Annotated in this window: 14 protein-coding genes, 1 tRNA gene and 1 pseudogene; 12 read left to right on the forward strand and 4 right to left on the reverse strand. The window is 35.8% G+C overall.

Annotation, left to right across the window (positions count from 1 at the left end):
- The first annotated feature begins 38 nt into the window (after positions 1-38).
- From ubiK to AAHF87_RS04845, 8 genes and pseudogenes are all read left to right on the forward strand, one after another.
- Positions 39-311, forward strand: coding sequence for a ubiquinone biosynthesis accessory factor UbiK (ubiK, locus tag AAHF87_RS04810; RefSeq protein WP_342147389.1), 273 nt, complete (start codon positions 39-41; stop codon positions 309-311).
- Positions 312-487: 176 nt separating this feature from the next.
- Positions 488-1,991, forward strand: a pseudogene (locus AAHF87_RS04815) (YifB family Mg chelatase-like AAA ATPase).
- Positions 1,992-2,076: 85 nt separating this feature from the next.
- A complete protein-coding gene (locus AAHF87_RS04820; RefSeq protein ID WP_342147390.1) occupies positions 2,077-2,955 on the forward strand; it encodes a Kdo hydroxylase family protein in 879 nt (292 codons plus the stop codon).
- A gap of 166 nt (positions 2,956-3,121) precedes the next feature.
- Positions 3,122-4,120 carry a biotin--[acetyl-CoA-carboxylase] ligase gene (locus tag AAHF87_RS04825; RefSeq protein WP_342147391.1) on the forward strand — a complete coding sequence of 333 codons (999 nt, stop codon included), beginning with the start codon at positions 3,122-3,124 and terminating at the stop codon, positions 4,118-4,120.
- 49 nt (positions 4,121-4,169) lie between these two features.
- Positions 4,170-4,245 (forward strand) — tRNA-Thr (locus AAHF87_RS04830).
- Positions 4,246-4,293: 48 nt separating this feature from the next.
- A complete protein-coding gene (locus tag AAHF87_RS04835) occupies positions 4,294-5,031 on the forward strand; it encodes a rhodanese-related sulfurtransferase (protein ID WP_342147392.1) in 738 nt (245 codons plus the stop codon).
- A gap of 106 nt (positions 5,032-5,137) precedes the next feature.
- A complete protein-coding gene (locus AAHF87_RS04840) occupies positions 5,138-5,350 on the forward strand; it encodes a hypothetical protein (protein ID WP_342147393.1) in 213 nt (70 codons plus the stop codon).
- 133 nt (positions 5,351-5,483) lie between these two features.
- A complete protein-coding gene (locus AAHF87_RS04845) occupies positions 5,484-5,816 on the forward strand; it encodes a hypothetical protein (protein ID WP_342147394.1) in 333 nt (110 codons plus the stop codon).
- A gap of 49 nt (positions 5,817-5,865) precedes the next feature.
- Here the strand turns inward: AAHF87_RS04845 and AAHF87_RS04850 are convergent, their stop codons facing one another.
- The 4 genes from AAHF87_RS04850 to dnaA are packed head-to-tail and all read right to left on the reverse strand — an operon-like array spanning position 5,866 to position 9,907.
- Positions 5,866-6,189 (reverse strand): multidrug efflux SMR transporter, encoded by a 324-nt coding sequence (locus AAHF87_RS04850; protein WP_342147395.1) that lies wholly within the window; start codon positions 6,187-6,189, stop codon positions 5,866-5,868.
- On the reverse strand, positions 6,186-7,301 hold the full coding sequence (recF, locus tag AAHF87_RS04855; RefSeq protein ID WP_342147396.1) for a DNA replication/repair protein RecF: 1,116 nt from the start codon (positions 7,299-7,301) through the stop codon (positions 6,186-6,188). Before recF ends, AAHF87_RS04850 begins: the two co-directional genes overlap by 4 nt.
- 6 nt (positions 7,302-7,307) lie before the next feature.
- Positions 7,308-8,543: a DNA polymerase III subunit beta gene (gene dnaN, locus AAHF87_RS04860; protein WP_342147397.1), complete on the reverse strand. Its 1,236-nt coding sequence runs from the start codon at positions 8,541-8,543 to the stop codon at positions 7,308-7,310.
- A gap of 11 nt (positions 8,544-8,554) precedes the next feature.
- Positions 8,555-9,907, reverse strand: a complete 1,353-nt coding sequence (gene dnaA / locus AAHF87_RS04865) for a chromosomal replication initiator protein DnaA (protein ID WP_342147398.1) — start codon at positions 9,905-9,907, stop codon at positions 8,555-8,557.
- 892 nt (positions 9,908-10,799) lie between these two features.
- Between dnaA and rpmH the strand changes: the two genes are divergently transcribed.
- Genes rpmH through yidC form a run of 4 tightly spaced genes read left to right on the forward strand, consistent with a single transcriptional unit; the run spans position 10,800 to position 13,306 of the window.
- Complete coding sequence (gene rpmH / locus AAHF87_RS04870; protein WP_071662926.1) at positions 10,800-10,934, forward strand: 50S ribosomal protein L34; 135 nt, start codon at positions 10,800-10,802, stop codon at positions 10,932-10,934.
- Positions 10,935-10,953: 19 nt separating this feature from the next.
- Complete coding sequence (rnpA, locus tag AAHF87_RS04875) at positions 10,954-11,316, forward strand: ribonuclease P protein component (protein WP_342147399.1); 363 nt, start codon at positions 10,954-10,956, stop codon at positions 11,314-11,316.
- Positions 11,280-11,669: a membrane protein insertion efficiency factor YidD gene (yidD, locus tag AAHF87_RS07295; protein ID WP_425287997.1), complete on the forward strand. Its 390-nt coding sequence runs from the start codon at positions 11,280-11,282 to the stop codon at positions 11,667-11,669. Before rnpA ends, yidD begins: the two co-directional genes overlap by 37 nt.
- A gap of 5 nt (positions 11,670-11,674) precedes the next feature.
- Positions 11,675-13,306, forward strand: a complete 1,632-nt coding sequence (gene yidC, locus AAHF87_RS04885; RefSeq protein WP_342147400.1) for a membrane protein insertase YidC — start codon at positions 11,675-11,677, stop codon at positions 13,304-13,306.
- Positions 13,307-13,308 lie beyond the last annotated feature (2 nt).

Genomic DNA, 13,308 nt, shown 5'->3' on the forward strand with positions numbered 1-13,308 from the left:
TAGGTTAAAATATTAATTCACTAAAGAGGAATTCTTATATGTTCGATACGAAATTTATTGAAGATACCGTAAAACGACTTAGCGAAAGTCTGCCACCGGGATTAAATAAATTTAAGAAAGATTTAGAAAAAAATTTTAGAGCTATTTTACAAAGTATGTTTGCAAAACTTGATTTAGTAACACGTGAAGAGTTTGATGTGCAAAAAAAAGTTTTAACGAAAACCCGTATCAAAATAAATGCTTTGGAAAAACAGGTAACTTCTTTAGAAAATCATTTAACTAAAGCAAAACATAAAAGAATTGTAAAATAAAGCAATCTATAGTTTAAATTTTGACTGATATACTAGATTGTGGGTTTTTGACAATTACCCCCATCCTAATATACTCTTTCCGTATAAAGACTCTGAGGATTACAAGTTGAGCGGTTACATCACAAAAATTTAAGTGCGATGTATTTAAAAAAATAATAAATAAGAAGGATCTGTTTATGTCGTTGGCTATTGTGCAAACACGTGCAAATGTGGGTATCCAAGCCCTTCCTGTTAATGTTGAAACTCACATATCAAATGGCCTACCTAGCTTATCCATTGTTGGTCTTCCAGAAACCACAGTCAAGGGAAGTCGAGATCGGGTGCGTAGTGCTATAATTAATGCACGATTTGAATTTCCTGCTCGACGAATCACCATCAATCTCGCCCCTGCCGATCTTCCTAAACAGGGTGGACGATTTGATTTGCCGATTGCCCTAAGTATTCTGGCCGCTTCTAATCAGATACCAAGTAATTCGTTAGCACAATATGAGTTTATCGGTGAACTCGGATTATCAGGAGAACTACGATGCGTTTCCGGTATCATTCCTTTTGCTTTAGCAGCACAAAAAGCCAACCATACTATTGTAGTGCCTTTAGGCAATGCACAAGAAGCCAATTTTATAAAAAAAACAAGCATCTTGCCTGCTAAAAATATTTTACAAATTTGCTCGCATTTGCATGGACGAGAATTTTTATCTCGTTATCATGCAGAATATCCTAAACTTGAGCATCGTGGATTCCCTGATCTATCTGAAGTTTACGGGCAGGCACATGCTAAGCGAGCTTTAGAAATTTGTGCTGCGGGAAGGCACAGTTTATTAATGATAGGCCCTCCGGGCACTGGAAAAACCATGCTTGCTTCTCGCTTGATAAGTTTACTACCTTTACTCAGTGATGAAGAGGCTTTAGAGCTTGCTGCGATACATTCAATCGGGGGGCAACCTCTGGAATTAAACACTTGGAGATATCCCCCTTTTCGTAGACCATCACACCGCTTCAAATATAGCGTTAGTGGGAGGAGGTAGTCCTCCTCAACCAGGGGAGATATCATTAGCTCATCATGGTATTTTATTTCTAGATGAATTACCTGAATTTAATCGCCAAGTACTAGAAGCTTTGCGAGAACCTTTAGAGTCCGGAAATATAACTATCTCACGTGCAGCAAGACAAGCTGAATTTCCGGCTAATTTTCAATTGATTGCTGCTATGAATCCTTGCCCGTGCGGAAATTTAGGTAACCAAGTGAACCAATGTGTGTGCACGCCACATCAAACCCAACGTTACCGCAAAAAATTATCTGCGCCTTTCTTAGATCGTATTGATATGTGTATTGAGGTAAACCCATTACCGAAGACCTATTTTCTTCAACCATGCAAAGAGGAAAATAGCGAAGTCATTCGCATGCGGGTTGAAAAAGCACGAACTAAGCAACTTGAAAAATTAGGAAAACTTAATCATAATTTATCCGGAAAAATCTTAGAAGACGCTTGTAAGCTTTCAAATAAAGATCATAAAATTTTAGAAAACGCTTTAGAAAAATTTCAATTTTCAACGCGTGCTTATCATAGAATTTTACGCATAGCACGCACCATTGCTGATTTAACTGAATGTGAAAAAATTAAAACTTCGCATTTAATGGAAGCCCTAAGTTACAGGATTATTAAAAAAAATATCTATTGATTTAGATTTTTAACCCTAACAAACATTCTGGAAAATTAACTTAAAAAGCTATAGAATAAAGTTTTCTAAACGGATTTAATTTAAAATGGATATTTTCTCTATCTGTACAGCTGCCGCTTGGGATATGGAATTTAAACAATACGAACAAGATACAGCGCTATCTGATCTTGAGTCTGGAAAAATTATTTTTTGCCCGCAACTGTCATTTGATATTGATCCATCTGAACGAATGTTCTTTATTCCTTATTTAATGAATAAGAAAACAAAAAATATTAGCTTTAACTTAAAAGACAATCGTTTAAAAGGAATTAAGGCTGATCAAAAACACCAAATGCGTTTGAAATCCATGTTAGGACGTTTTTCCAAACAAGCTACCTCTTTCACGAGTTCATTATTTTCACAGTATACGAATTCTCTTTCCGTAGGACGGGCAAGTTACCGCCCAGTACAAATAAGAAATCGTAAAACTTCTGCACGCAAAGACGATCGTCGATTACATGTTGATGCTTTTGCTGCAAACCCAAATCAAGGATATCGGATCGTCCGTTTATTTTGCAATATCAATCCTTATGGCGAACATCGAGTTTGGCGTGTGGGTGAAAACTTTGAGGAAGTAGCTCAACGTTTTTTGCCGAAAATTAATAAGCCTTTTCCTGGTAGTGCTAAATTTCTTCATTGGTTAGGCATTACAAAAAGTATTCGCACGCACTATGATCATATTATGCTAAAAATTCATGACGGTATGAAGCTCGATATGGATTATCAGAAACAAGTAAAATATAAAGAAATCAGTTTTCCCCCGGGTACCAGTTGGATAGTTTCTACTGATCAAGTATCTCATGCTGCTATTTCAGGCCAATATCTGCTGGAACAAACCTTTTATTTGCCAACAACGGCTATGGTAAACCCCAAAGCTGCGCCACTCCATGTTCTGGAGAGATTAACAGGTCATCGCTTAATATAATATATTCTTCGCACTTCGATGTTTTTCTACATTGCCGCTCAACTCGGCAATCCTCATCTATTTATCTATCTTGAATAAAAGAAGGCTGCTGCATTCTCGCGGCCCTTGCCAAAAATCCAATTACTGTGAGTATAATTATCCATAGTAGTGATAAACTATAAAAAATATGCACTCACCAAAAGAATTTCAAATATCGTTACTAAAATCTACTCTAGGCTTATTGGCAGACGGTAAGTTTCATTCAGATGAAGAAATCGCCAATTTTTTAAAAATTCCTTGTAAGAAAGTTCCTGAAGTACTAAAACGATTATTAGATCCATCAATAAATTTACAAGTTGATAACGATAAAAGTTACCGCATCTCAGGTGGTTTAGAGTTACTTGACGCTTCCTATATAGTTAATGAATTAGGTGAATCCAGCCAATTACTTTCCCAACTAGAAGTGCTAACACTGGTTGATTCAACCAACAATTATCTACTCAACAAAAAGGAATGCACCGGTAATAATGCCGTTTTGGCAGAACAACAAACAGCCGGGCGTGGCCAATTTAAACGCCCCTGGTATTCAAATTTTGGGAAAAATATAGCTTTATCAGTTTTATGGCGGTTCTCCAATCCGCTTAATAAATTAGCTGGATTAACCTTAGTGGTAGGTATCGCCGTAGTTAAGGCGCTCGAAGAATATGGATTAAAAAGAATACAACTCAAATGGCCTAATGATATTATTTACGACCAAAAAAAATTGGCCGGAATTTTAATTGAATCACGCTCAATTGAACATAAAGTCCAAAAAATGGTTATTGGTATTGGTTTAAATCTTTATAATCCACCTGATAATTATTCCATAAATCATCACGACCTCACCAGTGTTTTTTCGATACAAAATTTACCTCCGCGACGCAATCAACTTGCTGTACTCATTTTAAAAAATTTGCTTCATAGTCTCTTAGTATTTGAAACTAAAGGCTTAGACTATTTTATGCGGGATTGGCAACGACTCGATAACTTAGCCGGTAAATTAATCACAATACAAAATCAGACTAATTTTCTAGAAGGTGTGGCGAGGGGTATAAACACACAAGGCCAACTTCGTGTGCAAATTAAAAATCAAATTCATTATTTTAATACTGGAGAAATTCGAGCAAAGTTAAAAACTGATGATTAAAATTGCTAATTTTTATTAAATTGACTACAATTTGGCTCTTCTATTTATTGCTGGAATAGCTCAGTTGGTAGAGCAACTGATTTGTAATCAGTAGGTCCCGGGTTCGAATCCTGGTTCCAGCACCAGAAAATTCTATTTAATTTACAAACTTTATAAACATCTAAAATGACAATATGTTATCTATTATCAATATAACTGCTTATCGTTTTGTTCAGTTATCTAGCAATATTTTGCCAAAATTACAAGTTTCACTTAAATCAAAAACTGAAGAATTAGGTTTGAAAGGAACCGTGTTGTTAAGTACTGAGGGAATTAATCTATTTATATCGGGTGAAAATGATGCGATTAACAACTTTCAAAATTTTCTGAATACTTATTCGTATTTTCAAAATTTAGAATTTAAAAAAAGTTTTTCTAATTTCCAACCTTTTAAAAAAATGCTCATTAAGCTCAAAAAAGAAATCATATCCTTTGGTATTGATAGCATTGATCCCGAAAAATATACTGCCCCTTATATCACTCCTGAAATGCTCAATATTTGGCTAGAAAATAAACCGGATTTAGTCCTTCTGGATACACGAAATAATTTTGAAGTTGAACTCGGAAGTTTTAAAAATGCCCTAAATTTACACCTTAAACGATTTAGGGATTTTCCTAAGGCAGTAAAAAAACTACCTGAAAAACTCAAAAACATGCCTATTGTGACCTTTTGTACCGGGGGGATTAGATGTGAAAAAGCGGCGGCCTATCTTTTAGAAAATGGTTACAGAGAAGTTTATCAATTAGAGGGTGGGATATTAAATTACTTTGAAAAATGCAGCGAAAGCCATTTTAAAGGACCTTGCTTTGTGTTCGATGCTAGAGAGCACTTAACTCCTAAACTAGAAAATTTTAATCAACAGTATACTTAGTGATGACTTGAATTTAAAAAGACTCTTAGTTTGGTTAAAATTATCTTGCTTTTGGGCAGAATATTAGGTATTTTTTATCTAATTTATCTAACGAATACTCATTTTTATGAAATACTTAAGTCTTTCTCTTTTACTTATTGCCCCCTTCTTTTTGGCTGCGTGTACTCCTAGCGTCTTTGGGATACCTCAAGATCAATGGGCGCAATTAAATCAGCAACAACGAACACAGGTTATTGAAGGCTATAATCAACGCCAACAAGCAGAAGCTCAAGTAGCCCCTATATATGCGGTTGCTAATGCGCTAGCAGCTAAAAATTAAAAAAATCTCTTCTCAGACACCTACCTAGCTATTTTAATTTGAAATAGGGTTTATTTTAACCAAATTAGCTTGATTTTTACCAAAAGCTTATATATTTTCAGCCAACCTGATAAATTAAGCTTTATGGTGAACTATGAAAAATTTAAAATACTCTATCCTGTTAACATTTCCTTTCTTACTGGTCGCCTGCGGCCCTCCCTCAATCTTTGGAATACCGCAAGATCAGTGGGGCCAGTTAAATCAACAACAAAAAAGTAAAGTTATTGAAGGCTATAACCAACGTACTAAAACTGAAGCTCAAGTAGCCCCTATATATGCTGTAGTGGATGCTTTAAAAGCTAGAAATTCAGCTGCTAAGCCGGATAAACCTGCTGATCCCTTTCCAGATCACAACCCGATGATGGACCCTGATCCAGAAATCGACAAGGCTTATCAAGCCCCAGAATTTTCTAAAGACAACTTCTAAAGCTTTCAATTTATTGAAAAAGCTAAGAGATGTTCCACGTGGAACATCTCTATCTGCTTGATACTAGCTTTAATCCGAGTATCGAACCTATTAATAAAGTTAAAAAAATCACTCTAATCAATGAAAAAGGGTCTTTAAAAAATAACATTCCTATTATAGCTGTCCCAAAGGCACCTATTCCTGTCCATACCGCATAGGCGGTCCCTAGTGGTATTTGCACAATTGCTTTATTCAGAAGAAATAGGCTTAAAGTTGCAAAAAACAAAAATCCTATTGTATACTTCATCTGTGTAAATCCCTCTGATAACTTCATACATGTCGTAAAGCCTACTTCAAATAAACCCGCCACTACTAAAATTAACCAAGGATTCATATTGTTTGCTCATTATACAAATATCGACCCTGGAATTTAATTTTTTCCATAATTTTACCTTGCTCTACCTGAAATATTTTCCCTAATGCGCTAGTTTCCAACTCTTTTATCAAATTCTCTTCGATTGCGGTAATAAAAACTTGTGCTTCCAGACTATGGAGTAAATGCATCAGCATGTTTTGTTTGACTGGATCAAGTTCTGCAAATAAATCATCAAATAAATAAATACATGATTTTTTTGTTATTTCTTTTAGTAATATCCCTTGAGCCAACTGTAGTGCACAAGTTAATAGTTTTTGCTCACCTCTCGATAAGATTTCATGGACAGGATATCCATTTAACTTTATTAATAAATCCGCTCTATGTGGACCAAATTGTGTATAAGCTAGTTTGTAATCGCGGGCAACTGAACTGGTTAAGATTAAACCTAAACTAATTTTTTTATCCCAACCCTGATAAAAATCTATGCTTAAACCTTGTAAAGTAAGTAATTTCTTTATTAACTCCGTGATTAATGGGGCTAGTTGTTGTATGTATTTTTCTCGTAATAGTGTTATTTCGTTAGCAGCATCTATTAATTCTAAATCCCAGACCTTAATTTCATTTATTGGTACTTGCTGTTGCAAAGCTGCATTACGTTGCTTTAATACCTGCTGGAATCGTTGCCATACTTGGAAAAATTGTGGTTCCACGTGAAACACACCCCAATCGATAAACTGTCGACGAGCCCTAGGCCCGCCACTTAATAATTGGTAACTATTGGGATTAATCAGTTGTAATGGTAATAATTTAGCCAATTCACTAACAGAATTAGTATTATTCCCGATTTTAATCTTTGTTTTTCCTTGGCGTATTTTTTCTAGGCCCAAAGTTGTAGAACATTGTCCCAAGATGACAGAAAACAAATTAAAGCTTTTTGCATCATATTGAATAGCACGGCTGGCCAAACTGCTACGAAAAGAACGGCCTAGACTTAAAAAATAAATGGCTTCAAGTAAACTAGACTTACCACTCCCATTAGGGCCATAAATAAAATTAAAACCAGGAGAAAACTCGAGATCTAATTCAGTTAGATTTCGAAAACTATTTGCTTTCAAACGAACCAATTGCATAAGGCATTACAAGCGCATGGGCATAATCACGTATACACTAGCGTCCTTTTCTTTAGCTTCGAGCCTCACGCTCGCTTCTGTAGATGTTAATGTAATTTTAACCAATCCAGGCGGCAAACTGTTTAATACATCCATAAGATAGCTAATATTAAAAGCTATGCTTATATCTTCACCTCGATAAGACACATCGAGATGATCCTCAGCTTCCTCTTGTTCAAGATTATTAGCAAAAATGCGTAATAGATCATTTTTTAACTCTAAACAAACACTTTTATGTTTATCATTCGACAAAACACCCACACGTGCTAGAGAAGCTTTGAACAAATCTCGATCAATTTCTAGAATTTTATCACCACTTTGTGGGATAACTCTATCATAATCAGGAAATGTGCCATCAATCAGTTTAGATGTAAATGTATAATCCTGCATATGAACTCTTAACTGATTCTTAGTTAAGAAAATAGTTAAGCTATCGTTTTCCTCATCACTTAATAAACGCGAAAGCTCATAAATAGCTTTTCTAGGCACTATGATCTGATTACTATCCACCGTGATATTTGCCTCTTTTATACTCTTCGCACTTGAAATTTTGTCTGTGTTACCGCTCAATTCGCAATCCTCATGTATATTAATACACTCCGGTTGCTTCATTGTCTCGGCGCCTTGACAAAAATCCAATTGCTGTGAGTAAACATTAAGTGCTAAGCGGTGGCCGTCAGTTGCTACAGCTCTTAAGCTTCCCTGACTTAACTCCCATAGCATTCCGTTTAAATAGTAACGCACATCCTGTTGAGCCATAGCAAAATTGGTCGACTCTATCAAAGAGCGTAAACCTTTCTGCGATAAAACAAACTCTAACTGTTCAGGATGGTTATCTAATGCTTCACTCAGTGGAAAATCTGTTGCTGGTAAAGTAGATAAATTAAATCGACTACGGCCACATTGAAGATATAATTTATCGCCTTTTTGTTGAAATTTCAGTTCACTGCCTTCAGGTAAACTCCGACAAATATCCATTAGTTTTCTAGCTGGTGCAGTAGTTATCCCAGATTCACCTGACTCTTCTAAAACAACACGGCCTGCTAATTCTACTTCCATATCAGTGCCTAATAAAGATAAATTTTTATCTTCCAATTTTATTAAAAGATTGGAAAGTATAGGCAAAGTCTGGCGGCGCTCGATCACAGCTGTTACTAATTGTAAAGGTTTCAGTAATTTTTCACGATTGATGATAAATTGCATTTTTTTCTTCCTCAATTCGATAAAGTTCGCAATAAATTTATAAAATCTTCAGCAACTCCGGTATTTGTTTTTTTTAATTCTTGTATTTTTCGAAATGCATGTAATACCGTCGTATGATCTCGTCCACCAAAAGCTCGACCAAGCTCAGGTAAACTATGATTTGTTAATTCTTTTGCAAGTGCCATAGCAATCTGACGTGCCCGCGCCAAAGAAGATGTACGACGTTTAGAAAGCAAATCAGAAACTTTAATTTTATAATATTCAGCGACGGTTTTAATAATATTGTCTACTGTTACTAATTTATCTTGTAAGGCGAGTACATCTTTTATAGCTTCGCGAACTAGCTCAAGTGTGATCTGCAATCCTGTAAATTGTGCATAAGCTACTACTCGCTTTAACACACCCTCAAGCTCTCTTACATTGGAATGAATACGTTTCGCAATAAAAAAAGCGACTTCCTGAGGTAAACTTATTTTGGTTTGCTCAGCTTTACTAATTAAGATAGCAACTCGCGTTTCAAGATCGGGGGGTTCAATAGCAACCGTAAGTCCCCAACCTAAACGTGATTTTAATCGCTCTTCTACTCCTGACATTTCTTTAGGATATCGATCACAGGTTAATACAATTTGTTGTTGACTTTCTAGTAAAGTATTAAATGTATGAAAGAATTCCTCTTGTGAACGATCTTTTCCAGCAAAAAATTGAATATCATCAATTAATAAAGCATCTAGCGAACGGTAATAAGTTTTAAAATCATTAATTGTATTAGTTTGCAAAGCCCTAATCATATCAGCAACAAAACGTTCAGAATGCAGATATAACACTTTTGCATGTGGATTTTTTAATAAAATGGCGTTACCTATTGCGTGCATTAAATGAGTCTTACCTAATCCAACCCCGCCATAAAGTAATAAAGGATTGTAAGCACCACCTGGATTTTCTGCGACCTGCACCGAAGCAGCACGCGCTAATTGATTAGATTTTCCTTCAACAAAATTAATAAATGTAAAATTTGAATTTATATGAGTAGCTGAAACCTTAACAACCTTAGATTTTCCTTTAAGGTCCTGTGTGTTCCTTAATATGGGAGATGTTTGAGATGCTTGATTATCGCGGCTACCAACTCTCAGTATAACTTCCGGCGGTGCTTCATCCAACTGAGTCAAAATCTGATTGATATGAACCAAAAACCTTTCATTCACACAATGCAATACAAATTGATTAGGCGCCCATAGGACGAGCTGATCTTCTTTTTGTTCTGCCTGCAACGGTCGTATCCAAGTATTAAAATCTTGCAGAGATATATGATCTTGTAATCGATCTAAACATTTTTGCCACACGAACGTTGCTAAAGCGGTTGCCACAATAATTCCTCTACCACATAAAATAAAAGGTTTAACCGACCTAAGTTCATATCATAATTCTTATAGCTTATCTAGCCTAAGCTCATTAAAAAAAAGATGATGCGGGTTTGCAAGTAGTTTGTATTAAAAATCTTATATGGGTAAAAAGGACGGGCACATTGCCATGTCTTCGATCGCGCGATGGGGATTTTCAGAAACTTAATTATTCTCTTGATTGGCTCTAATTCAGCCATCTGGATATATTGCTCGTTATGCGTATGAAAAATACGCAGCTGCTGTGAGCGTTATAGGGAATTCTATTCCTAAAATCTTTGGCGTGCGTAATCTTTTTTATACAAATTTTATATTTTAAAATCTGTTAATAATTCCTAACAAACCTGTGTGCATAAGTGTTGAAAAAAAATGATAATTGCCTTACTGTGAAATCTGGACCTAGCTATGCACATTTATTCCCAACTTATCCTTGGCTAAATTTGGAGTTAACCCCATGAAAAATCACATAAAATTATAGTTAATAACAGAAATATCCTTGCTTTATCATCACATCTATCTATTTAAAATAAATAATTATAATAATAGGGATAAAAGGTAATGGGTGAGGAAAAAAGTATTTTTAGTTTTTTACACCACCAGAATAAGACTTTAAACCCCAATATATTATCTAAAAAGATAAATATATATCTTTTATAAAAGCAGCACTACGGTATTCTAATAAGACCAGCATCTATTTTAGTTTAAACACATGCACAAATTTGACGGAGAAGTTTTTTATATAAAAGTCAGTTTGGAGCATCCCTATTCAGGGCTTCAGGATGAATGAATTGACAATCTAAATAGGGTCACCTAAGATACGTCATCTTTACAAGGTAAAAGACCCTTTAGGGGTATAATTATGAAAAGAACATATCAACCCAGTAATCTTAAACGTAAAAGAACACACGGATTTAGAGCGCGAATGGCCACGAAAAAGGGCCGTTTAATCCTCAAGCGACGTCGTGCAAAGGGTCGCTTACGCTTAACTGCCTAATTTTAGGTTATTTCTTCATTTGATAAAGACTAACCAAGGCTTCATTAAGTCAATACGGCTTCAACGAGCGGAAGATTTTCAACGGACTTTTCGACTAGGAAATAAACACAAACAAGGTGGTTTAGTTGTTTATACTAAGCTTAATGATTTAGGTTACGCTAGATTGGGTTTGGCCGTTGCGAAAAAGATAATTCCAAGCGCAACGTCTAGGAATCGCCTTAAGCGCCTCATACGCGAGAGTTTTAGACTTAATCGGCGTAGATTGCCTGAAGTAGATATTGTTGTTGTAGTCACAAGTCGGTCTTTATATAATAATCAAGTTTTGTTGTGTGATTTAGATAAACAATGGTCAAGGTTAGCAGTTTTTTACAAAAGAGCCTGATCTTTTTATTGCAGGTTTACCGTTATCTTATTAGCCCCTTAATAGGGCACTACTGCCGTTTTTATCCTAGCTGTTCGAAATATGCTCAGATAGCAATCGGGCGCTATGGTGCTTGTAAAGGGTCGTATCTGACCCTACGTAGACTATTATGTTGCCATCCTTTACATACAGGTGGGTATGATCCGGTCCCACCACTTCCTGTTTCTAAACTATACTCTGCGCACTTGAATTTTTGTCTGCGTTGCCGCTCAATTCGCAATCCTCATGTATCTTGTATACACTCCGGTTGCTCATCTTCGAAGCGCCTTGCTAAAAATCCAATTACTGTGAGTATACCAACTAAAATGAGTTAATTTATATGGAACTGGCTCGTGTTTTTTTATTAGGCGCCTTGTTTTTAATCGCATTTATGTTATGGAATGCATGGCAAAATGAATATCCACCTAACAATCAAGAAATAGGATCTGCAAATTTTATCAAAAAAAAATGGGTGGATAATAAGACGGTAAAATTACCAACATCCCTGACTGAAACAGCTATTCCAATTAAAAACGTTCAGCAACAACGTTTTATCCAGGTAAAAACAGATGTACTTGATATTTGGATAGATACCTTAGGAGGAAATATTGTCAAAGCTAATCTTTTACAATATCCACAACATCCTAGTCAGGTCAGTTCTTCTCCATTTCGATTACTAAGTCCCGATGCAGCTAATTATTATGTTGCCCAAAGCGGATTAGTATTATCTGATAAAAAACAGGTGTTTCAATATTATAGCCCGAAAAATAACTATAGTTTAGAGCCGGGACAATCAGAGCTTAAAGTTAATTTGATTTGTAATACTTGTGGAAAAGCACAGGTTCAAAAACAATTTACGTTTAAAAGAAATGATTATTTAATTCCAGTTAATTATCAAATATCAAATCATTCGTCTTCTATTTGGGAAGGACGACTTTATATCCAATTTCAACAAAAAAAAATTGCTCAAACACACAGTTTGTTTAATATCAGCTCTTATACGGGTGGGGCGATTTCTACCCAAGATAAACCTTATCAAAAGATAAGTTTCGATAAAATGGGGCAAGGAAATATCTCTTTGGCTACTCAGAATGGTTGGGTGGCCATGTTGCAGCATTATTTTTTAAGCGCTTGGATACCTCCCGTTGGACAGGAATTCCATTTCTTTAGCTATGCAAAAGGTGACATTTACACCTTGGGTATGGTTGGTGTGCCCTTTCAAGTTCAGCCAGGTATGGAATTTATCAGCCAGAGCAAGCTTTATCTAGGTCCGGAGATTATGGATCGCTTAAAAGCTGCTGCTCCTCATCTAGATTTGACTGTCGATTATGGAATTTTGTGGTTCATTTCGATGGCGCTTTTTTGGTTACTAAAACACATCCATCAATATGTTGGAAATTGGGGATGGTCGATAGTTATAGTAACAATATTAATCAAATTAGCTTTTTATCATTTGTCGGCTAAAAGTTATCGTTCCATGGCTAGTATGCGTAACTTACAGCCACGTTTACAAGCCTTAAGAGAGCGTTACGCCGATGATAAGCAAAAGTTAACTCAAGCTACTATGGAGCTTTATAAGGCCGAGAAAGTGAATCCCTTGGGGGGTTGCTTGCCAATTTTGGTGCAGATCCCAGTATTTATTGCACTGTATTGGATGCTTTTAGAGAGTGTCGAGTTACGACAAGCACCATTCATACTCTGGATTCATGATCTATCTACCAAAGATCCTTACTATATTTTACCTATTTTAATGGGTATTACTATGTTTGTTCAACAGCGCCTCAACCCACCGCCGCCAGACCCTACGCAAGCGAAAGTGATGCAGTTTCTGCCTATTTTCTTTACTGCTTTATTTTTGAATTTTCCCTCGGGACTAGTATTGTATTGGGTTGTGAATAATACGCTCTCAATTTTGCAGCAATGGTTCATTATGCGTAGAGTGAGCATTGATTTATCAAAAAAGAAGCGATAACA

The organism is Rickettsiella endosymbiont of Aleochara curtula, from assembly GCF_964030935.1.
Classification (GTDB): domain Bacteria; phylum Pseudomonadota; class Gammaproteobacteria; order Diplorickettsiales; family Diplorickettsiaceae; genus Aquirickettsiella.